General features: G+C 58.1%; 14 protein-coding genes. 8 read left to right on the top strand and 6 right to left on the bottom strand.

Annotation, left to right across the window (positions count from 1 at the left end; all coding sequences use genetic code 11):
* Positions 1–93: 93 nt before the first annotated feature.
* Together I6L35_RS16130 and I6L35_RS16125 are read right to left on the bottom strand one after the other, a co-directional pair.
* The gene (locus tag I6L35_RS16130) at positions 94–1557 is read right to left on the bottom strand and encodes a chitinase (RefSeq protein ID WP_216978744.1); all 1464 of its coding nucleotides are present in this window, start codon (positions 1555–1557) and stop codon (positions 94–96) included.
* A 306-nt stretch (positions 1558–1863) separates the two neighbouring features.
* A complete protein-coding gene (locus tag I6L35_RS16125; protein ID WP_216978743.1) occupies positions 1864–3084 on the bottom strand; it encodes a methyltransferase in 1221 nt (406 codons plus the stop codon).
* Between the two features lie 183 nt (positions 3085–3267).
* On the opposite strand from I6L35_RS16125, the gene I6L35_RS16120 reads away from it, so the two are divergent.
* On the top strand, positions 3268–3846 hold the full coding sequence (locus tag I6L35_RS16120; RefSeq protein WP_005333203.1) for an alkylphosphonate utilization protein: 579 nt from the start codon (positions 3268–3270) through the stop codon (positions 3844–3846).
* Positions 3847–4049: 203 nt separating this feature from the next.
* Here I6L35_RS16120 and I6L35_RS16115 read toward each other — a convergent pair whose 3' ends face one another.
* A complete protein-coding gene (locus I6L35_RS16115) occupies positions 4050–5576 on the bottom strand; it encodes a fumarate hydratase (RefSeq protein WP_005351759.1) in 1527 nt (508 codons plus the stop codon).
* Positions 5577–5870: 294 nt separating this feature from the next.
* Here I6L35_RS16115 and pabB point away from each other — a divergent pair, with 294 nt between their 5' ends.
* From pabB to I6L35_RS16100, 3 genes are all read left to right on the top strand, one after another.
* The gene (gene pabB / locus I6L35_RS16110; RefSeq protein WP_254204579.1) at positions 5871–7154 is read left to right on the top strand and encodes an aminodeoxychorismate synthase component I; all 1284 of its coding nucleotides are present in this window, start codon (positions 5871–5873) and stop codon (positions 7152–7154) included.
* Between the two features lie 42 nt (positions 7155–7196).
* Positions 7197–7763 carry a CoA pyrophosphatase gene (locus I6L35_RS16105; protein WP_019445121.1) on the top strand — a complete coding sequence of 189 codons (567 nt, stop codon included), beginning with the start codon at positions 7197–7199 and terminating at the stop codon, positions 7761–7763.
* Between the two features lie 216 nt (positions 7764–7979).
* The gene (locus tag I6L35_RS16100) at positions 7980–9278 is read left to right on the top strand and encodes a serine/threonine transporter (protein WP_164536753.1); all 1299 of its coding nucleotides are present in this window, start codon (positions 7980–7982) and stop codon (positions 9276–9278) included.
* Between the two features lie 546 nt (positions 9279–9824).
* Here the strand turns inward: I6L35_RS16100 and sstT are convergent.
* A complete protein-coding gene (gene sstT / locus I6L35_RS16095; protein WP_005345324.1) occupies positions 9825–11075 on the bottom strand; it encodes a serine/threonine transporter SstT in 1251 nt (416 codons plus the stop codon).
* Between the two features lie 355 nt (positions 11076–11430).
* On the opposite strand from sstT, the gene I6L35_RS16090 reads away from it, so the two are divergent.
* The 4 genes from I6L35_RS16090 (at position 11431) to I6L35_RS16075 (ending at position 18686) form a co-directional block, all read left to right on the top strand.
* A complete protein-coding gene (locus I6L35_RS16090; protein ID WP_216978741.1) occupies positions 11431–13347 on the top strand; it encodes an ATP-dependent DNA helicase RecQ in 1917 nt (638 codons plus the stop codon).
* A 591-nt stretch (positions 13348–13938) separates the two neighbouring features.
* Entirely contained in the window at positions 13939–15861 is a 1923-nt protein-coding gene (locus I6L35_RS16085) for a PrkA family serine protein kinase (RefSeq protein ID WP_033113275.1), read from the top strand.
* Between the two features lie 23 nt (positions 15862–15884).
* Positions 15885–17156 (top strand): YeaH/YhbH family protein, encoded by a 1272-nt coding sequence (locus I6L35_RS16080; protein ID WP_058058196.1) that lies wholly within the window; start codon positions 15885–15887, stop codon positions 17154–17156.
* A 9-nt stretch (positions 17157–17165) separates the two neighbouring features.
* Complete coding sequence (locus tag I6L35_RS16075) at positions 17166–18686, top strand: SpoVR family protein (protein WP_040065652.1); 1521 nt, start codon at positions 17166–17168, stop codon at positions 18684–18686.
* 168 nt (positions 18687–18854) lie between these two features.
* Here the strand turns inward: I6L35_RS16075 and fadJ are convergent, their stop codons facing one another.
* Both fadJ and fadI read right to left on the bottom strand, forming a co-directional pair.
* Positions 18855–21002, bottom strand: coding sequence for a fatty acid oxidation complex subunit alpha FadJ (fadJ, locus tag I6L35_RS16070; RefSeq protein WP_216980303.1), 2148 nt, complete (start codon positions 21000–21002; stop codon positions 18855–18857).
* Positions 21002–22312, bottom strand: a complete 1311-nt coding sequence (fadI, locus tag I6L35_RS16065; RefSeq protein WP_216978740.1) for an acetyl-CoA C-acyltransferase FadI — start codon at positions 22310–22312, stop codon at positions 21002–21004. The genes fadJ and fadI overlap by 1 nt, the downstream gene beginning before the upstream one ends.
* Positions 22313–22471 lie beyond the last annotated feature (159 nt).

The following is a 22471-nucleotide window of genomic DNA, read 5'->3' as shown; positions in this document are numbered from 1 at the left end:
CGGGTAAAAAGCAGGGAGATATCTCCTCCCTGCTGCCTGCTTGTTTCCACTACCGATAGATCATGGTGATTGACCATGATCCCAACGGCAACCTTATTTGGTCACCACCACAGCCCAGGGGCCACCTTTGGCGGGATCATCCCCTTGCGTCCACCATTTGGCCTGATAGACGGCGCCCTTGTAGCTCACCTTGTTGCCCGCGGTATAGACCTTGCTGGCCTCCCAGGCAGGCTGGCCATCAATGGGCGGGTCAACCGGATCGACCGGGGCAGGATCGAGCTTGGCGACGATCCGCACTTTCGGCCAGTTGGCGTGGGAACCGTAGAAGTTGGTCACGCACTTCTCGTAATCACCCGGCACCAGCGCAGAATAAGCAGTCTGGAAGCCCACCAGCTCACACTCGAAGGAGTAACCGCCCGGGCGATCAGGATAGTACTTCCAGTTGCCATCCCAGTTGGTGTAGAGCATGTCGGTAGCGCCGTTGAGATTGAGGCTGCCATAGGGAGTCTGCTGCCAGCAGGTGTTCTTCTCATCCGCCTTGACCGGGATCTGGTAGTGGTTGGCCAGCCCTTCCCAGTAGCGGATGCGATTGACCGGCTGCCCTTTGTCCTTGTTCTGTTCACCACACTCGATACCGCCGTTGATGACGTTGATGGTGGTACCGAAGCCATAGCCGATACCGGCGTCAGCTTCCCGTTTGGAGGGTACCCAGGTGCGATCAATCACGTGCAGCATGGCCGGTTTCGGGGCCTGCGGGGTGAGGAAGAACCAGATGGCAGAAGCGAGGTTGAGCCAGGAGTCCGCCACCAGCCCCGGGTTGTTGAGCAGCACTGAGGCATCGCCATCAAACATCGCCTCGGAGAAGGCCCCGTAGTTGAAGTGGTAAGAAAGCTGCTTGGCGCCGCGGCCAAAGTAACCTTGTCCGGTACTGCAGGGCCACTTCTTGTTCTGCCAGTCGTTCTGGCCACAGCCGGTGGTATAACCGGTCTGTCCCTCTGACCAGCCCATCTCCCGCACATGCACTAGCGCCTGTTGCCACTCCTCCAGCCCCAGCGGGTTATCGGAGACGTTCTCCTTGGCAATATGGCCGCCGGTCTCCTGAGAGAAGTGGGCAAAGGCCGTCACAATGGATTTTTTACAGATCGCATCAGAATCGCGCCCGTCGTTATATTCGCCGCAGAACGCAGGAAATTTACCGATGGCCCGCAAGAAGCGGACATAGGTATATTCCGGCGCGGCCATCTGGGTTAAATATTCCCATTCAGATTGGGGAAATACCCGTTCAACCCGTTTTACGTTGTCAGGATTGCTTGCCAGACCCGGTTCAATGGCATCGACTATTTTATTTGACCGGGTGGCCAGTGCCTTGGCCCATATTGTATACATGGGGTTGGCCGTCTTGGCCTTTTCCACCGCGGCCAGATCCGGGGCCGCAATCACATATCCTCCCGCATTTTGTGGATCGGGTTGAATATTCATGGTTGCACTTATTACGGCATAGCTGGGCAATACGCAAGCGGCAGCGATCAGCCAGGCACAACGCTTGGGTTTGAACATGTTTATCGTCCTTGTTTGAATTAATGCGCTCCAAGAGTAGGTGTTCCAACAACTAAATTCACGATGAAAATTAAGAAATGCGCGTAATTTGTGAACCATTTCACCTTGTGATATTCAGTGCAGCTGAAACAAAGAAATAGAACCCAAACGAAAACGCCAAAGCGTGATCTTTCGCCCATTTTTAGAACAGTTGAGACGGCCAGGTGGCCTGCCATACGGTCATTGTTCGTGATGAAAAAAATGGCTGACCCGCTTCACCAGTCAGCCATCAACAATGTTCAAATAACGCTCACAAAGAGCTCGCTGTCAGGCGCGCACGGCACGGATCAGGATATTGCGCGGGGTCATGGGTTTGGCACAGAACTCCCCCACTTCGACCCGATAACCCTGCTCTTGCAAAAAGAGCGCGCGATCCAGCGCCAGCCAGATCTCGAGAGGACGGCGAAACAGATGACGCACCAGCTCCATGCGGGCGACATCACCAAAGCGACGCTCCCCGTGCTCCAACCAGGCGGGATAGTCGAGCCCGGCGGGCAGCACAATCCCTTTGCGTTCAGCAGCCCAAACGCAGAATGCCTCGAAGGTGCCGGTCAGCAGGCTCTTTTGCATATTGGGCACCGGCAGATACTCATCTATGCCACGCACCTGACGCTGCAGGCAGTCAAACCCGAGACGCCACACCACTTCCTGCTCACGCAGGCGGGCGATCCGCGCACCGCCGGTGACCGTCTCCTGTAGCGGCAACTTGAGATCCGCCTTGCTCAACACCAGCTCGCTGGAGTTGGCCGCGGCCGACAGCGGGCGATAGTGGCTGGTACGGATCAGGTGGTAACAACAGGGAGAGATAGTCACGCCGCGGGCACTGCGTTCGGCCACCCGCTCCAGCAGATGGGTGTGGAGCTCGCCGCAGGCATGGAGTGCCATAGCGTGATGTTCGGGGGCGATCAGCGCCGCCGACTCGGGGGCAAAAGCATCGGCGCAGGTAAAGGTCATATTCGCGCCATCCCGCTCGGCCAGCAGCCGACCTTCGTCACAAAGCTGCCCTTGCAACTCCAGACTGAGGATAGGAGCCTGTCGATGAAGTGACACCAGCCGCCCAAGGTGGCCCTTGCCGGCACACCACTCCAGATAGGGGCCCTGATGGGCCGGCAAACAGGCGGTGAACGCCTCGATCTGGGCCTGCTTGCGCCCCGGCATATGCAGCGCCATCTCCTTGCTGCAGCTGATGGGCTCCGGGGTAAACGGGGCAAGCTGGCTGAGTTGCTGCAGCTCGGCTCCCTCGGCAATCCAGGGGGCAAGCAGACTGCTGAGGGCGCCCATATCTGCATCGAGTTCTGCCAACTGGGCAAGGGTCAGCCCATTGAGCAGTGCCGCCAGTTCGGGCGCCTCATCGGCAAAGGCCATGGTCAGATGATGATATGGCTGATATTGCCACCAGCGTCGGTAGCGGGTGAGCAGTCGATCCAGTTGTTGAAAACGTTGAGCCAGCACGAATGCCCCTGCCTTGCAGTCAAAAAGGAGGCTCATTCTAGCGATCCCGCTTCAAATTGCACTCTCAATACCAAACGATCAGCGCCGCGCAACAGCACAGCCAACCTTGTGAGCCAGGGCAGACCTGACAAAGTACGGGGTTTTATGCTATATTCCGCCCCCTCTTTCACGCGCCCCGCCCAACGCGGGTCGCTTTACACTAGCTATGGGACCAACAACATGACCATCAACGCCATTCTGCAAGCGCGCGCGGGCGCCAAGTGTGAACTGTGCAGCGCCGAGCAGGCGCTGACCGCCTTCGTGGTGCCTCACTCCCCCGCCAGCGACGATGATCACAGCGTTGCTATCTGTGACACCTGCCGTGGTCAGCTGGAACAACCGGATACCCTAGTGGTCAACCACTGGCGTTGCCTGAGTGACAGCATGTGGAGCCAGGTGCCTGCGGTGCAGGTGATGGCATGGCGCCAGCTGAAAGCTCTCTCCGGCAAGGGTGAAGTGTGGGCTCAGGATCTGCTGGACATGATGTACATGGAAGACGAAGCCAAGGCTTGGGCTGAAGCTGGTATTGCTGACGAAGATGACGACAGCGTACCGACCGTTGACTCCAACGGCGCCGTGCTGCAAGAGGGCGACTCCGTTACCCTGATCAAGGATCTGGACGTGAAAGGCGCCGGTTTTACCGCCAAGCGCGGCACCCTGGTCAAGGGCATCCGTCTGACCAACAACCCGCTTCATATCGAAGGCAAGGTCAACGGCGTGCAGATCGTTCTGGTTGCGGCCTACCTGAAAAAGGCCTAAAGCCAAGGGCGATTGCTCTGCTGTCTACTACCAGAGCACATGCACAACGAAAAAGGATGGCGTCACGCCATCCTTTTTTATACCCGCTTGCCGCAAACGGCCAACTTGAGCCCATAACAGGCCAGCCAAAGCAAAAAGGCGCATCCGGATGGACGCGCCTTCTTACAGGGCCGATACCGTTAACCGGCAGCGGAAACGGTCACTCAGGAGGAGAGCTTGCCATCCAGCTCGGCAATCTTGGCAGACCAGTAGGCCGGGCCGGTTTCGTGGATATTGTTGCCTTCGGAATCGACCGCAACGGTCACCGGCATATCTTCCACTTCAAACTCGTAGATCGCTTCCATGCCGAGATCGGCAAAAGCCACCACGCGCGCCTTCTTGATGGCCTTGGCCACCAGATAGGCGGCGCCGCCCACCGCCATCAGATAGACGGCCTTGTGCTGCTTGATGCTCTCGACGGTTTTCGGGCCCCGCTCGGATTTGCCGATCATGCCGATAAGGCCGGTTTCACCCAGCATCATGTCGGTGAACTTGTCCATACGGGTGGAGGTGGTGGGGCCTGCCGGGCCGACCACTTCGTCGCGCACCGCATCGACCGGGCCAACGTAATAGATAAAGCGGTTGGTGAAATCGACCCCTTCCGGCAGCCCTTCGCCATTTTTCAGCATGTCGGCGATACGCTTGTGGGCGGCGTCGCGACCGGTGAGGATCTTGCCGGAGAGCAGCACGGTATCACCGCTCTTCCAGCTGGCCAGCTCGGCCTTGGTGATGCCATCGACGTTGACGCGGCGCACGTTGCCACCCGCTTCACGGGTGATCTCCGGCCAGTCGCTCAGTTTCGGCGGCGTCAGTTCGGCAGGGCCTGAACCATCCAGCTCGAAGTGAACGTGGCGGGTCGCGGCGCAGTTGGGGATCATCACCACCGGCTTGGAAGCGGCGTGAGTCGGCGCAGATTTTACCTTCACATCCAGCACGGTAGTGAGGCCGCCCAACCCCTGGGCACCGATCCCCAGCTTGTTGACCTTGTCGTAGAGCTCGACCCGCAGCTTCTCTTCGGTGGTTTGCGGGCCACGGGCGATCAGCTCCTGAATGTCGATGTGCTCCATCAGGGCCTCTTTGGCCAGCACCGCCGCTTTCTCGGCGGTACCGCCGATGCCGATGCCCAGCATGCCGGGTGGGCACCAGCCTGCGCCCATGGTCGGCACGGTTTTCAGCACCCACTCGACGATATCGTCAGAAGGGTTGAGCATCACCATCTTGGATTTGTTCTCGGAGCCGCCGCCTTTGGCCGCGATGCTCACTTCCACCTTGTTGCCGGGGATCATGTCGATATGGACCACGGCAGGGGCGTTGTCTTTGGTGTTTTTGCGACTGCCGGCCGGATCGGCCAGCACGGAGGCGCGCAGCGGGTTGTCAGGATTGGTGTAGGCACGACGGGTCCCTTCGTCCACCATCTCCTGCACTGTCATGTCGCTGTCCCACTGGACTTGCATGCCAATTTTGACGAAACAGGTCACGATGCCGGTGTCCTGGCAGAGCGGACGATGACCTTCGGCGGACATGCGGGAGTTGATCAGGATCTGGGCCAGCGCATCTTTGGCGGCCGGGTTGGCCTCGCGGTCATACGCCGCTTTGGCAGCCTGAACAAAATCCAACGGGTGGTAATAGGAGATGTACTGGAGGGCATCTGCGATAGAATCGATGAAATCCTGTTTTTTTATAATGCTCATATCATCCTCACTGGTCCTTGTCTCTGCCACAGAGCAGGGCAAGGGCTTCCATATGATGGGCCGTGCTGACGTGCTGGCTAAAAACTATCAACCAACAAAAAACGAACGACACGGCAGTTTTTTCTTAAGTCACCGACACCTATGATACGCTTGCCCACCAGCACCGACTAGGGTTCGGGAACCAAACTGTTGCCTGTGTAACATAAAATGACGCCAACACTTCATATCCATCATCTAGACCATAGTGCTGAACTCCATCAGCTTTTTGCCCGCCTGCAACATCAGCCGTGGGCCATGTTGCTGGAATCGGCGGGGCCACTCGGCGCCGATAACGGCGTTGATATCATCACTGCCGATCCGCTGGCGACCCTCGAAACCCGCGGCGAGGTGACCACTCTGCGTGTCGGGGCGGATATCAGCAAACACCACGAAGATCCCCTCGCTCTGCTGGCCCATACCCAGCAACAGCTGCTGGGGGAGCTGGAACTGTGCGCCACTCACCTGCCCTTTATTGGCGGCGCCCTCGGCCTGTTTGGCTATGATCTCGGCCGTCGCTTCGAACGACTGCCAGTGCAGGCCGCCGCCGATATCGCGGTGCCAGACATGGCGGTAGGCATCTACGACTGGGCGCTGCTGCGCAATGTGGCGACCGGCGACTGGCAGCTGGTGCACTGGGGGGATGAAGCGGGCCTTGCCAAGCGGCTGGCCTGGCTTGAGCAACAACAGGCCGCCCCGCTCCCCGCTTTTGCCTTGCAGGGGGAGTGGCAGAGCAATATGAGCCGCGCGGAATATGGCGAGAAGTTTGCCCGCATTCAGGAATACCTTGCCGCGGGGGATTGCTACCAGATCAACCTGACCCAGCGTTTCAGCGCCCCCTATCAGGGTGATGAGTGGCAGGCCTATTGCCTGCTGGCGGCTGCTAACAAGGCCCCCTTCTCTGCCTTTATCCGCTTGCCGGATAGTGCGCTGCTGAGCCTCTCCCCCGAGCGGTTCCTGCTGCTTGATGGCCGTTATATCGAAACCAAACCCATCAAAGGCACTCGCCCTCGCCACCCCGATCCGGCGACCGATCGACAAGTCGCGCAAGAGCTGGCGCAGGCGGACAAGGACAGATCAGAGAATCTGATGATCGTTGATCTGCTGCGCAACGATATAGGTCGGGTCAGCCGGCCGGGCTCGGTCAGCGTGCCCCATCTCTTTGCGGTGGAGTCGTTTCCGGCGGTACATCATCTGGTCTCCACCATCCACGGTGAGCTGGATGCACACTGGCAAGGGGTCGATCTGCTGCGGGCCTGTTTCCCGGGTGGCTCCATCACCGGCGCCCCCAAGATCCGCGCCATGGAGATCATCGAAGAGCTGGAACCCCAGCGTCGCAACGCCTATTGCGGCAGCATCGGCTATCTCAGCCAGCACGGCCGGATGGATACCAACATCTGCATTCGCACTTTGATCGCCGAAGCGGGTCGTCTGCACTGCTGGGCCGGTGGCGGCATCATCGCCGACTCCGACGCCGACAGCGAATATCAGGAGACCTATGACAAGGTCGCCCGCATCCTGCCGCCGCTGTCGGCGCTGTAACCCTCCCCACTGTCAGGCCAACGCACAGGAGAGCTCCCCGCCATGGATCGCCACGAACTGCTGACCCGCTTCCAGTTGCAGCGACCCGCCCCGGCCCATCGACTCGCCATCGGCGGGCTCAGTCCGGCTGCGGTGTTGATCCCGGTGGTGATGCGCGATGAGGGGCTCAGCGTGTTATTGACCCGGCGCAGCCCCCGGCTACGTCATCATGGAGGGCAGATCAGCTTCCCCGGCGGGCGACAGGATCCCGGCGACGAAAACCTCATTGCCACAGCGCTGCGGGAAACCGAAGAGGAGCTCGGCATTCCGGCCCGGCTGATTGAAGTGATCGGCACCCTCAACCCGCTCAATACAGTGTCACGATTCGAGGTGCTGCCGGTGCTGGGGCTGCTCGATGGCAACTATCCCCTCATCCTGAGTCCGGATGAGGTGGATCACGCCTTCGAAGTGCCGCTGACCCATCTGCTGGATCGGCGCAACCACATCCCCCTGATCCTTTCCAGAGGGGGGAAAGCACACACCATCTACTGGATCCCCTGGCAACAGCACTTTATCTGGGGGGCTACCGCCAGCATGATCAACCAGCTAGCCCAGCACCTCGCAAAATAACAATTTACCTACATTTGGCTGAGCGAGATTTAATCATTAACACTAAAATAACGTGCCAATTGATAAACAATAATTGAATTTTTCTTGTTTTGATCACATTTCCATAAGAAAGTGCGGTTTTTCGTGCCGTAAAGATGAATTTGATCAACATTTTTGATTAGAAAAACCGTATCCTTGCGCCGACTTAATAAGAACCACACATTCGGGGTGAGATAGATGTCAAACACAGTCACTGGCACGCAGGGAGTTGCGGCGTCAACAGAGCAAGGGATCAGCTCTACTCAAACCACTCGTTGGGAAAAACGCGACTCTACCTGGGTCATCAGTCTGTTCGGGACCGCGGTTGGTGCGGGTATCCTGTTCCTGCCGATCAACGCGGGTATGGGCGGTTTCTGGCCGCTGGTCGTCATGGCGCTGCTGGTAGGTCCCATGACCTATCTGGCCCACCGTGGTCTGGCCCGCTTCGTGCTCTCCTCCAAAAAGCCAAACGCAGACATCACCGAAGTGGTGGAAGAACACTTTGGCGTGGGTGCCGGTAAATTAATCACCCTGCTCTACTTCTTCGCCATCTACCCCATCGTGCTGATCTACGGCGTGGGTATCACCAACACCGTGGAAAGCTTCATGGTCAACCAGCTGCAGATGAGTGCTCCGCCGCGCTGGATCCTCTCCATCGTGCTGATCATGGGCATGATGTCGGTGATGCTGGCCGGTGAAAAGCTGATGCTGAAAGTGACCGAGCTGCTGGTTTATCCGCTGATCGCCATTCTGGCCGGTATCTCTTTGTACCTGATCCCGGACTGGACCGGCGCCGCGCTGGAGCAAGTGCCCTCTGCCAAGGATTTCGCTACTACCCTGTGGCTGACCATCCCGGTACTGGTCTTCTCCTTCAACCACAGCCCGGCTATCTCCAGCTTCTCTCTGGCCCAGCGCCGCGACCACGGTGATCAGGCTGTCGAGAAAGCCGATGCCATCCTCAAGCGTACCGCCATGGTGCTGCTGGGCTTCGTGATGTTCTTCGTCTTCTCCTGCGTCATGAGCCTGACACCGGCCCAGCTGGCGGAAGCCAAGGCTCAGAACATCGCCGTGCTCTCCTATCTGGCCAACCAGCATGCCAGCCCCATCATCTCCTACTTCGGTCCGTTGGTTGCGTTCGTAGCCATCGTCTCCTCCTTCTTCGGCCACTATCTGGGTGCCCGTGAAGGTCTGAAAGGGATGATCGTGCAGAACATGCGCAAGTCAGGCAAAGAGCCGAACGCCAAGAAAGTCGAGATGTTCATCATCGCCTTCTTCATCCTGACCCTGTGGGGCACTGCCATTGCCAACCCTTCCATCCTGGGCATGATTGAATCCTTGGGCGGCCCGATCATCGCTACCATCCTGTTCATCATGCCGATGTACGCCATCAAGCGCGTACCGGCCATGGCGAAGTATCAGGGTCATATCAGCAACGTCTTCGTAACCGTGATGGGTCTGACCGCTATCTCCGCCATCCTCTATCAGCTGGTCGGTTAATCCCTCACCTGCCACTGATAGCAAAAAGCCAGCCGAACACTCGGCTGGCTTTTTTATCTCTGCAATCTGTGCATCCGCGATTGCCCTGCTACTCTCCTCACCTTGTTGGATATCTGCATGCTCACCAGCACCATGACTGAGCACGTCGGGTATCAACATGACCCCTCATGCCCGCAGCTCAGTATCGCCAACACGTTTACTCCCCCTCACCAAACCATGATGGCGTGTCTGATAGGACGGGTTCATCTGCCACAGCCAGCCACCTCCATTCTTCTTTGGTGCTGTGATGCTGTGATTGTCCTGAAGATCTGGGGTCAGCCATAGCAATCGGCTGTTAGCAGAACAGACAAAAATGTGTAACGCACAACAGAAGGAGGAAGCACAACTCCAAGGGATAAAGATAAGGCAGCGCCCTGGACAAGGTCGACAGAGTGTCCGGCACATCAGCCAAAGAGCCTGCTTAAAGAGGAAAAGAGAGCAAATCCGGCAATAAAAAGCGCCCTCCGAAGAGGGCGCAAGTGTGTTGCGAAACTGACCGTTGCGAGATCAGGCTTCGCGGCTCGGTACCGGAGCCACATCCAGCAGGGTTTCATCTTCGGCCATGCAAGCAGCGGCGGTGAACAGCACGTCGGTGGAGCTGTTCAGCGCTGTCTCGGCAGAATCCTGCAACACGCCGATGATAAAGCCGACGGCCACCACCTGCATGGCGATGTCGTTGCTGATACCAAACAGGCTACAGGCCAGCGGGATCAGCAGCAAAGAGCCACCGGCGACACCGGACGCGCCACAGGCACTGACGGTGGCAACCACGGAGAGCAGCACGGCCGTTGCCATGTCCACTTCCATCCCCAGGGTATGTACCGCCGCCATGGCAAGCACAGTGATGGTGATGGCCGCACCCGCCATGTTGATGGTGGCACCCAGCGGGATGGAGACCGCGTAGGTATCTTTGGGCAGGCGCAGTTTTTCACACAGCGCCATGTTGACCGGAATGTTGGCGGCAGAGCTGCGGGTAAAGAAGGCGGTAACGCCGCTCTCTTTGAGGCAAGTCAGCACCAGCGGATAGGGGTTGCGCTTGATCTTCCAGAACACGATCAGCGGGTTGACCACAAAGGCGATAAACAGCATGCAGCCGATCAGCACCACCAGCAGTTGAGCATAGCCAAACAGGGCATCGAAGCCGGTCTCTGCCAGCGTGGAGGCAACCAGACCCAGGATCCCGAGCGGGGCACAGCGGATCACCGCTTTCACGATGGCGGAGACACCGTGAGACAGGTCAGTGATCAGCGCCTTGGTGCTCTCGTTGGCATGGCGCATGGCGATACCCAGACCGATGGCCCACGCCAAGATCCCGATATAGTTGGCATCCATCAACGCCTTGACCGGGTTGGTCACTACATTGAACAACAAGGTCTGCAGCACCTCGGTGATCCCGCCTGGCGGGGTGATCTCGGCAGTATTGGCCACCAGATGGAGGTTGGAGGGGAACAGGAAGCTGGCAATCACCGCGACCACGGCCGCAGAGAAAGTACCAAACAGGTAGAGCGCCAGCAGCGGGCGAATATTGGTCTTCTGGCCCTGCTTGTGACCAATGATGGCCGCCATCACCAGTACGAATACCAGCAGCGGGGCTACCGCTTTCAGTGCACCAACGAACAGACTGCCGAGCAGACCTGCCGTTTTTGCCCACTCGGGCGCAAACAGTGCCAGCAAGATACCGAATACCAGACCAACCAGGATCTGGCTGACCAGACTGGTGCTATTGACCAGCCGAAGAAGGGGGTGTTGTTGTGTCATCAAAAAAGTCCCTAAGCACCGTAGTGCATGAATCATGAGTCCTGTCTGCAACCACTCATCGGGAGACCCCTGTCGCCCGAATGTAGTGTCTGTGGCCAGCCTTCTGTCGGGCCGATCCGCCAGTCACCGGATTGCATGACGGAATATCCCATTCGCCATCTTTTTTTTCCAGAGACTCACCAAAAAATATCCCGTTTCCATCACAAAAAACCGCAACAAAACCTTAACCACAGCGCAACCACCCATTTTTGTACGTTTTATCGACACTCTCTGCCCTTACCCTCACGACCATTCCTGTGTCACCCGTGACCGGCATCGCTGTGCTATCATCCCCCATTTGCCGTGGAGCCTTGCCATGATCCCATCCCTGCTCAACCAATATTTTGGTTTCTCCGCACTCAGGCCAGGCCAGGAGGCGGTGATCAGCCGGGTGCTGGCAGGTCAGAGTGCCGCCGCCATCTTTCCCACCGGCTCCGGCAAGTCGCTCTGTTATCAACTGCCTGCCCTCGCCCTGCCTCACCTGACCCTGGTTATCTCTCCGCTGCTGGCGCTGATGCACGATCAGCTCGCCTTCCTCAAAAGCAAGGGAATAAGCGCCGCTACCCTCGACTCTAGCCAGAGCCCGGAGGAGAGCCGACGAGTGATGCAGCAGGCGCTGGATGGCCAGCTCAAGATCCTGATGATCTCGGTGGAGCGACTCAAGAACGAGCGTTTTCGCCGTTTTATCCAGCAAGTGCCGCTCTCGCTGCTGGTCGTCGATGAGGCGCACTGTATCTCGGAGTGGGGCCACAACTTTCGCCCCGACTACCTCAAGCTGCCGAGCTATCGTCATGACCTGAAGATCCCGCAGGTGTTGCTGCTGACCGCTACCGCCACGCCAGCGGTGATTCAGGATATGCAGACCAAATTCGGCATCGAACCGGAGGGGGTCGTGGTCACCGGTTTCTACCGATCCAATCTTGATCTGGCGGTCATTCCCCTGGCGCCCGACGCGCGGGATAGCTGGCTCGCGCAGGAGTTGGCCAACGATCCGGCGGCCCCCACCATCGTCTACGTCACCTTGCAACACACCGCAGAAGCCTGTGCCGAGCAACTCATTAGAGAAGGGATCAACGCCCGCGCCTATCATGCCGGACTCGACTCGGCGCTGCGCAGTCAGATCCAGCACGACTTCATGGCGGGCAAGGTGGACTGCATCGTCGCCACCATCGCCTTTGGCATGGGCATCGACAAAGCGGATATCCGGCGGGTCATTCACTACGATCTGCCCAAATCCATCGAGAACTACAGCCAGGAGATTGGCCGCGCCGGACGGGATGGCCAGCCATCGCGCTGTATCGTGCTGGCCAACCAGAGCCAGCTGCCGGTGCTGGAGAACTTCGTCTACGGCGATACGCCAGATTTGAGTGCCATCCTCCAGCTACTTGCCCTCATCAAACAGAGCGGGAGCGAGTGGGAATTCACCCTGCTGCGCCTCTCCAACGACACCAATATCCGCCAGTTGCCCCTTAAAACCCTGCTGGTCTATCTGGAGATGGCAGGCATCATCACCCCGGCCTACAGCTACTACGCCGACTACCGCTTCAAGTTTGTGCTGGATAAAGGCGAGATAGTGAGCCGCTTCAATCCGGATCGCCGCCAGTTTCTGGAGCAGCTGTTCGCCTGCGCCCCGCAAGCGCGCAGCTGGTGCACCATGGACTTTGACGCCCTCTGGCAGGGCTATCAGGGGGAGCGGCAGCGGGCCGTTGCGGCGCTCGACTACCTGCAGCAGCAAGGCTGGATCGAGCTTGAAAGCAAACAGATGACCGAGGTCTACCGGATCACCCGTCAGGGGTGGGACAACGAGCAGGAAGCAAATGCCCTGCACGCCCTGTTCCTGCAAAAAGAGCAGAGTGAGCTGGCCAGACTGCAAGCCATGCTCGACTTTTTCACCTCGGATGAGTGCCTGAGTCACCGCCTCGCACGCTATTTTGCCGATGAGGTGGCGCCGGTTCATTGTGGCCACTGTTCGGTTTGTCGCGGCGAGGTGGTACATCTTCCTCCCCTGCCCCAACTGACCATGCCAAACGAGGCGGGGATCCGCGCCTGGTGCGATCCGCTCATTGCCAAGACAGGTTCGGTGGATGCTCGTGTTCTGGCCCGTTTTTTGTGTGGTATCGCCACACCGCTGACCAGCCGGGTCAAGGCCAAATCGCTGGCAGGCGCAGGCCAGTTGGCCGCGCACCCGTTTGCCCGCGTCTTGGCGGCAGTGCAACAAGCCTACCCTTGCTAGATGAGTTCTGGCGGCGTCAATAGCCACCAGCAGAAACAAGCGTTTACAGACACAGAAAAAGAAGACCCTCGCGGTTGCGAGGGTCAAGCCAACGGAAACGTGCTTAAACAGAGCTTGGTGAGGCAACAGTCAACTCTCTTGCTAAAGCGTCTTGCTGCTCACACATCGCCAATCTAGGGCACTCAAAATGTAGCGTCAATGTAAAAATTAGAGCCAAAACTCCAAACAAAGTGATTTACGTTGACGTTCACGTAATGACATTCTCATCCATAACCCCGCCAACCCGCAGCCCCATTGCCTTTCGTCAAACCCCTTAATCTTTTCGCAATAAGTTCCCTGTTTCCCATAAACATTTATTTTTTATGTCTTTGACATTTACCTCGCTATCGTGGCAAAAATAATTTAACAGTCAGTAACATAGCGGTGTTGTTGACTGACCCTCCCCGCACAAGGATCGGGCAGGTTTCTTCAGAATTTAACCTATCAACCGTGATGGATTACTGGAGTCTGTTGACTAGGCTTTAAAAGCGCACAACACAAAAGCAGCCATCCACTTTTTTCAGGGTAAGCGACTATAACGAGGGCAAAGTTATGGGCATCTTCGAGCACTACCAACAGCGATACGAAAAGGCAAGGGAAGAGGAGTACACCATCCAGGAGTTTCTGGATATGTGCAAGCAGGACAAAGCCTGCTACGCCTCTGCGGCCGAACGTCTGCTGACCGCCATCGGTGAACCTGAGATGGTAGACACCTCTGCCAATCCCAGACTGAGCCGGCTTTTCTCCAACCGCGTCGTGGCACGCTATCCGGCATTCAAAGATTTCTACGGTATGGAAGAGGCGATCGAGCAGATTGTCTCCTACCTCAAACACTCCGCCCAGGGGCTGGAGGAGAAGAAACAGATCCTCTATCTGTTGGGCCCTGTTGGCGGCGGTAAATCCTCGCTGGCAGAAAAACTCAAATCCCTGATGCAGAAGGTGCCTATCTATCGCATCAAGGGCTCACCGGTCAACGATCACCCCTTCTGTCTGTTTGACATCGAAGAGGATGGTGAAATCCTGGAAAAAGAGTACGGCATTCCGCGCCGTTATCTGCGCCCCATCATGTCGCCCTGGGTTGCCAAGCGCCTGCACGAGTTTGGCGGCGACATCACCAAGTTCAAGGTGGAGAAGGTCAACCCCTCCATCCTCGATCAAATCGCCATCGCCAAGACTGAACCCGGTGATGACAACAACCAGGACATATCCTCACTGGTCGGCAAGGTAGATATCCGCATGCTGGAGCACTTCGCCCAGGATGACGCCGATGCCTACTCCTACTCCGGTGCGCTGTGTAAAGCAAACCAGGGTGTGATGGAATTTGTGGAGATGTTCAAAGCGCCTATCAAGGTGCTGCACCCGCTGTTGACTGCAACTCAGGAGGGGAACTACAACGGTACCGAAGGGCTCTCAGCCCTCCCCTTTGACGGCATCTTGCTGGCTCACTCCAACGAATCCGAGTGGCAGCAGTTCCGCAACAACAAGAACAACGAGGCCTTCCTCGACCGGGTCTACATCGTCAAGGTGCCTTACTGCCTGCGCGTCTCCGAAGAGGTGAAGATCTACGAGAAGCTGCTGGTCAACAGCGAGCTGACCGAGGCCAAGTGCGCCCCGGGTACCCTCGAGTTGCTGGGCCAGTTCTCGGTGTTGTCACGGCTGAAAGAACCCGAAAACTCCAGCATCTACTCCAAGATGCGGGTCTATGATGGCGAAAGCCTCAAAGACACCGATCCAAAGGCGAAGAGCTATCAGGAGTATCGCGACTACGCCGGTGTGGACGAGGGGATGAATGGTCTCTCTACCCGCTTTGCGTTCAAGATCCTTTCCCGCGTCTTCAACTTCGACCACGCGGAAGTAGCCGCCAACCCGGTGCACCTCTTCTATGTGCTGGAGCAGCAGATCGAGCGCGAACAGTTCCCGCAAGAGCTGCACGATCGCTACCTTGAGTTCATCAAGGGTTATCTGACCCCCCGCTATGTGGAGTTCATCGGCAAGGAGATCCAGACCGCCTATCTCGAGTCCTACTCCGAGTACGGGCAGAACATCTTCGATCGCTACGTCACCTACGCCGACTTCTGGATCCAGGATCAGGAGTACCGTGACCCCGAAACCGGCCAGCTGTTTGATCGGGCTTCGCTCAACAGCGAGCTGGAGAAGATTGAAAAACCCGCCGGGATCAGCAACCCGAAAGATTTCCGTAACGAAATCGTCAACTTCGTGCTGCGTGCCCGGGCCAACAATGCAGGCCGTAACCCCAACTGGACCAGTTACGAGAAGCTGCGCACCGTGATCGAGAAAAAGATGTTCTCCAACACGGAAGAGCTGCTGCCGGTTATCTCCTTCAACAGCAAAACCTCGGCCGAGGAGCAGAAGAAGCACGATAACTTTGTCGAACGGATGATGGAGAAAGGCTACACCCGTAAACAGGTGCGACTGCTCTCCGAATGGTATCTCAGGGTACGCAAGTCATCCTGACCCTGACTGTTCAAGGGGGAGTTATGGCGCATTTTATCGACCGCAGGCTCAACGGCAAAAACAAAAGCGCTGTCAATCGGCAGCGCTTCATCCGCCGCTACAAGAAGCAGATAAAACAAGCGGTCTCGGATGCTGTCTCCAAGCGCAGCATTCAGGACGTAGACAAGGGTGAGAGCATCAGCATCCCGACCAAGGATATCGGCGAGCCCCATTTTCATCAGGGGCACGGCGGTAAACGGGAGATGGTGCATCCCGGCAATGATCAGTTCGTCTCCGGCGACAAGATTGACCGCCCCAAAGGAGGGGGCGGTGGACAGGGTTCCGGCGAGGGACAGGCATCCAATCAGGGTGAAGGGGCCGATGATTTCGTGTTCCAGATCTCCAAGGATGAGTATCTCGATCTGCTGTTTGAAGATCTGGAGTTGCCCAGGCTACAGAAAACCCAGCTCAATCAGCTAATGGAGGTGAAAACCTATCGGGCGGGCTACACCTCCAACGGGGTGCCCGCCAACATCAACGTGGTGCGTTCCCTGCAAAATTCGCTGGCGCGTCGCATGGCGTTGCAAGCTGGCAAGAAACGCCAGTTGCATGAACTGGAAGATAGGCTGGCCCTGCTGGCCGCCGATCCCAACGAGCACTTTGCAGAAATCGCCCTGCTCGAGAAGGAGATCCGCGAGCTGAAGCGGCGGATCGATGCGGTTCCGTTTATCGACACCTTCGATCTCAAGTTCAACAACTTCGTCAAACGGCCCGTTCCCTCCAGCCAGGCGGTGATGTTCTGCCTGATGGACGTCTCGGGCTCCATGGATCAGGCCACCAAGGAGATGGCCAAGCGTTTCTATATCCTGCTCTATCTGTTCCTGAGCCGGACCTACAAAAACGTCGAGGTGGTCTATATCCGCCACCACACCCAGGCCAAGGAGGTGGACGAGCACGAGTTCTTCTACTCCCAGGAGACTGGCGGCACCATCGTCTCCAGCGCCCTCAAGATGATGAACGACATCATCAACGAGCGTTACCCCGCCAACCAGTGGAACATCTATGCGGCGCAGGCGTCGGATGGAGACAACTGGGCTGATGACTCACCGCAGTGCAGGGAGATCCTGGCGCGGGACATCATGCCAAGGGTGAGGTACTACTCCTACATCGAGATCACCACCCGTGCCCACCAGACCCTGTGGCACGAATATGAATCGGTAGCCAGCCAGTTCCCCCACTTTGCGATGGAGCACATTCGCAAGGTCGAGGATATCTATCCGGTGTTCCGCGAGCTGTTCAAGAAACAAGCGGCGTGAGGAGGTCACATGATCGAAACAGAAAAACGTGTAGCGCCACTGGATGACGGACCAGACTGGAACTTCGATCTGCTGGAGACCTATCACCAGGAGATCGCCCGGGTCGCCCGTTTCTACAAGCTGGATACCTACCCCAACCAGATCGAGGTGATCACCGCCGAGCAGATGATGGATGCCTACTCCAGCGTCGGCATGCCCATCGGCTATCAGCACTGGTCGTTCGGCAAGCGCTTTATCCATACCGAGCGAAACTACAAGCGCGGCCAGATGGGGCTGGCCTACGAGATCGTCATCAACTCCGATCCCTGCATCGCCTACCTGATGGAGGAGAACACCATGCCGATGCAGGCGCTGGTGATGGCACACGCCTGCTACGGCCACAACTCCTTCTTCAAGAACAACTACCTGTTCAAGGCCTGGACCGATGCCTCCTCCATCATCGACTACCTGCTGTTCGCCAAGAACTACATCACCCAGTGCGAAGAGAAGCATGGCATCGAGGCGGTGGAACAGCTGCTCGACTCCTGCCATGCCCTGATGAACTTCGGGGTGGATCGCTACAAGCGTCCACAGAAGATCTCGATGGCTGAGGAGAAGCGGCGTCAGAAGGCGCGGGAAGATTATCTGCAGACTCAGGTCAACGAGCTGTGGCGAACCCTGCCCAAGCAGCATAAAGCGGCTGGCGTGGAGGACAGGCGCTACCCGGCCGAGCCCCAGGAGAACATTCTCTACTTTATCGAGAAGAATGCACCCTTGCTGGAGCCCTGGCAGCGGGAAGTGGTGCGTATCGTGCGCAAAATCAGCCAATATTTCTATCCGCAAAAGCAGACTCAGGTGATGAACGAGGGGTGGGCCACCTTCTGGCACTACACCATCCTCAATCACCTCTATGACGAGGGCAAGCTGAGCGATCGCTTCATGATGGAGGTGCTGCACAGCCACACCAATGTGGTCTATCAACCTGCTTACAACAGCCGCTACTACTCGGGGATCAACCCCTATGCGCTGGGGTTTGCCATGTTTACCGACCTGCGCCGCATCTGCGAGAACCCGACCGAGGAAGATAGATACTGGTTCCCCGACTATGCCGGCAGCAACTGGGTCGACACCCTCCACTTTGCCATGCAGAACTTCAAGGACGAGAGCTTTATCAGCCAGTTCCTCAGTCCCAAAGTGATGCGGGATATGAAGCTGTTCGCCATTGATGACGACGATCTGAAGAACTATCTGAAGGTCTCCGCCATCCACAATGACGAAGGGTACCGTCAGGTGCGCAATACCCTGTCGGCCCAATACAACCTCAGTAATCTGGAACCCAATATTCAGGTCTACAACGTTGCCGTGAAGGGGGATCGCTCCCTCACCCTGCGCTATGTGCCCCACAACCGCATACCCCTTGGCGACTCACGCCATGAGGTGCTCAAACACCTGCATCAACTGTGGGGATTCGACGTGGTGCTGGAGCAGGATAACGGCGAGCTGCCGCCCGATATCATCGGCCGCTGCCCGGAGCGCAAACCGGGGATCTGACCCGTGACGTGATATCTCGACGGCCCACTTCGGTGGGCCGTTTTTTAATCGGTTGCTTCTGCCAGCATGAGCGCTGCCCAAGCCGTACAACCCGAACAAACCACAACATAGAAGGAGGCCCGCATGGTGTGCGGGCCTCTTTGCCTTGCTGTCACTCGGCAGCGATTATCAGTAGAAGGTCTGCTGCTCTGCGGCCATCGCCTTGAGACGGGCACAGGGGGCGAACCGGTCGCCGTGGCGCTTCTGGTAATACTCCAGACGGCCAACCAGATGATCGATCCCGAGCGTATCCATATAACGGAACGGGCCGCCAAGGAAAGGCGGGAAACCGATGCCGAAGATGGCGCCGATATCGCCATCACGGGCCGAGGCCACCACACCACTATCCAACGCCATGGCCGCTTCGTTGAGCATCAGCAACACGCAGCGCTCGGCGATCTCCTGACGGGCCAGCTTGGCAGACGGCTTGATGCCGAGCACGCCATAGACGCTCTCGTCCACCGTCTTCTTGCCCTCTTTGCCAGTCAGCTTGTTGCGCGGTGCCGCCTTGCCATAGAGATAGAAGCCCTTGCCGTTCTTGCGTCCCTTGCGATCATTTTGCAGCAGCTTGTCGAACGCCTTGGGCGCCTGGAACTGCTCGCCGCCCAGCTCTTTTTCAAGAATAGGGGAGATCTTGGCGCCCACATCGATCCCCACCTCATCGAGCAAGGTGATGGGGCCAACCGGGAAGCCAAAGTCCAGCAGCGCGCTATCCAGCACCTCTACCGGCTCCCCTTCCAGCACCAGTCTTGCCGCCTCATTCATGTAGGGCGCCAAGATGCGGTTGACGTAGAAACCGGCTTCGTCCTTCACCACGATGGGCGTTTTGCCCTGGGCGCGGGCAAAAGCCAGGGTGGTAGCGACCGTCTCGGCACTGGTGCCAGCGTGGGGGATGATCTCCGCCAGCGGCATCTTGTCCACCGGGCTGAAGTAGTGCAGCCCCACGACTCGCTCTGGGTGCGCCGCCTCTGCCGCAATCTGGTTGATGGGCAAGGAAGAGGTGTTGGAGGCAAACACTGTGTGCTCACCGCACTCACGCTCCACGTCCTTCACCATCTGGTGTTTGAGATTGAGATCTTCAAACACCGCCTCCACCACCATGTCCACCCGGTGGAAACCGGAGTAGTCGAGGGTACCGGTCAACAGGCTCATCTGCTTTTCCAGCTCGCTGCGCAGGATATGACGGCGCTTGAGCTTCTTGGCCAGAATGTCATAGCTGTAGCGCATGGCATTGCCGATCCCGGCGCTTGCCACATCCTTGATCCGCACCGGCACGCCCGCCTTGGTAGCGGTGACGAACGCAATGCCGCCCCCCATCAGACCACCGCCCAGCACGGCGGCATGGGCCACCTTGCGCGGCTCGGCTCCCTGATAGGTGACCTCTTTCTTCATCTCGGTGGTGGCAAAGAAGATGGAACGCAGGGCGGCAGACTCAGCAGTCATCACCAGCTCGCCAAAGTGGCGGGATTCAGCGGCCAGACCGGCCTTCATCCCCTCCTCCACGCCGATGCGCACAACATCCAGGATCCGCTCCGGCGCCGGATAGTTGCCGCGGGTCTTGGCTTTCACCCCCTTGCTGGCCTGATCGAACAGCACCTTACGGCCCAGCTTGTTGGTCTCCAGCACCTTGCCCTGCAGATCCCGTTTCAACTGATGGCGCGGTTTGCCCTTCTTGGCCAGCTTGATGGCAGCATCCAGCAAGATTGACGGCGGCACCACATCGTCCACCAGCCCCAATTTCTTGGCTTGTTTAGCACGAACCTGCTTGCCGGTCAGCATCAGATCCAGCGCCTTGGCCACCCCGATAAGGCGCGGCAGACGCTGGGTACCGCCAGAGCCCGGCAGCAGACCGAGCTGCACTTCCGGCAATCCCAGCACGGTTTTACCGTGCTCGGTCACCACCCGACCATGGCAGGCCAGCGCCAGCTCCAACCCGCCACCGAGGCAGGGGCCATGAATGGCGGCGATCACCGGAATGGTCAGCCCCTCGATCTCGGCAAAGATCTCCTGCCCTTCTCGTGACAGGGTCTCGGCATCCTTGGCACTGGTGCAGGCGGCCAGCATGGTAATGTCAGCGCCGGCGATGAAGGAGTCCTTCTTGCCGGAGGTGATCACCAGCCCGATCAAATCCTTGTTGCGTTTTACCTCGTCCAGTACGGAGCGGATCTCCTCGACAAAGGCGGCTTTCAGGGTATTCATGCTCTCGCCCGGCACATCCATGGTGAGGATGCCGATGCCATCTTTGCGAACATCCAGGGAAAAAGTCTTAGCGCTCATCATTCAACCTCCAACACCATAGCCACGCCCAATCCACCCGCCGCACAGGCGGTGTTGAGCCCCAATCCCCCACCGCGACGACGCAGCTCGTGCAGGGTCTGGGTGATCATCCGCGCACCGGTCGCGGCAAAGGGGTGGCCATAGGCCAGCGAACCGCCGAGGACGTTGAACTTCTCCATGTCCACCTCGCCGATGGCCTGATCGCGGCCCAGCTTGTCACGGGCAAACTCGTGGCTTGAGAACATCTTGAGGTTGGCCAGAGTCTGGGCGGCAAAGGCTTCGTGCATGTCGATCAGAGTCAAATCGCTGAGCGTGATGCCGGCTCTGTCCAGCGCCAGCGGCGTGGCGTAGGAGGGCCCCATCAGCATGTCTTGCCACACATCGATGGCCGAGAAAGCGAAGCTGCGGATATAGCCCAGCGGTTCGAGGCCCAGCTCTTTCGCCCGCCCTTCGCGCATCAGCAGCACGGCGGCAGCGCCATCGGTCAGCGGCGTGGCGTTGGCCGCCGTCACTGTGCCATGAACCCGATCAAACACCGGCTTGAGCTTGGCGTAGCTCGCGAGATCCGAGCTTTCACGGATATTGTTGTCCCGCTCCAGCGGCGACTTGTAGGGCGGTACATGGGCGGTAAACACCTCGCCACTGAGCTTGCCATCGGCCCAAGCCTGCGCGGCCAGAGTGTGGGAGCGGTGAGCCAGCGCATCTTGCGCCTCGCGGCTGATCTGGTGGCTCTTGGCCATCTGCTCGGCGGTCTGCCCCATGGAGAGGCCAGTAGAGTATTCCGCCACGGCAGGCGGCACCGGCAGCAGATCCTTGACCCGCAGCTGACGTAGAATATTGAAGCGCTGCTGCAGATTGCGCGCCTTGTTGAGATCCACCAAGGCGCGGGCCAGCTTCTTGCTCACTCCGATAGGGAGCACGGAGGAGGAGTCCGCACCGCCAGCGATGGCGATATCCACAGTGCCCGCCATGATGGATTCGGTGACGTTGGCCACCGCCTGAAAACTGGTGGCGCAGGCGCGGGAGACGCTATAGGCATCGGTATTGACGCTCATGCCGGTGCCAAGCACGATCTCGCGAGCAATGTTGGGGGCTTCCGGCATCTGAACCACCTGACCAAACACCAGCTGGTCGATAAGCTTGGGATCGAGATTGGTACGGGCGAGCATCTCGCTCACCACCAGTTTGCCGAGATCGACTGCAGGCACGCCATGAAAGGCGGTGGCCTGCTTGGCAAAGGGGGTACGCAGCCCCGCCACGACGGCAATCCGTTCGCCCTGGCGAGTCGTCAGTTTCAATGGCTGTTTCATCCTGGCTCCTTGGTTTAAAAGGCAGAGGTCTGACCTCATTGCGCCACATCTTAACAATCCAATCACAAGTTTCATACAGCTGATTGAAACTAAATTAAGCACGGCAAGGCCCCTTTGCTCGCCCTTGGGGAGCAACTGGAGTATAAAAAGATCAACTTC

This window comes from Aeromonas sp. FDAARGOS 1405 (assembly GCF_019048265.1).
GTDB lineage: Bacteria > Pseudomonadota > Gammaproteobacteria > Enterobacterales > Aeromonadaceae > Aeromonas > Aeromonas veronii_A.
The sequence above is the reverse complement of the archived record's forward strand: the minus strand, read 5'-3'. Positions and strand labels throughout refer to the sequence as shown.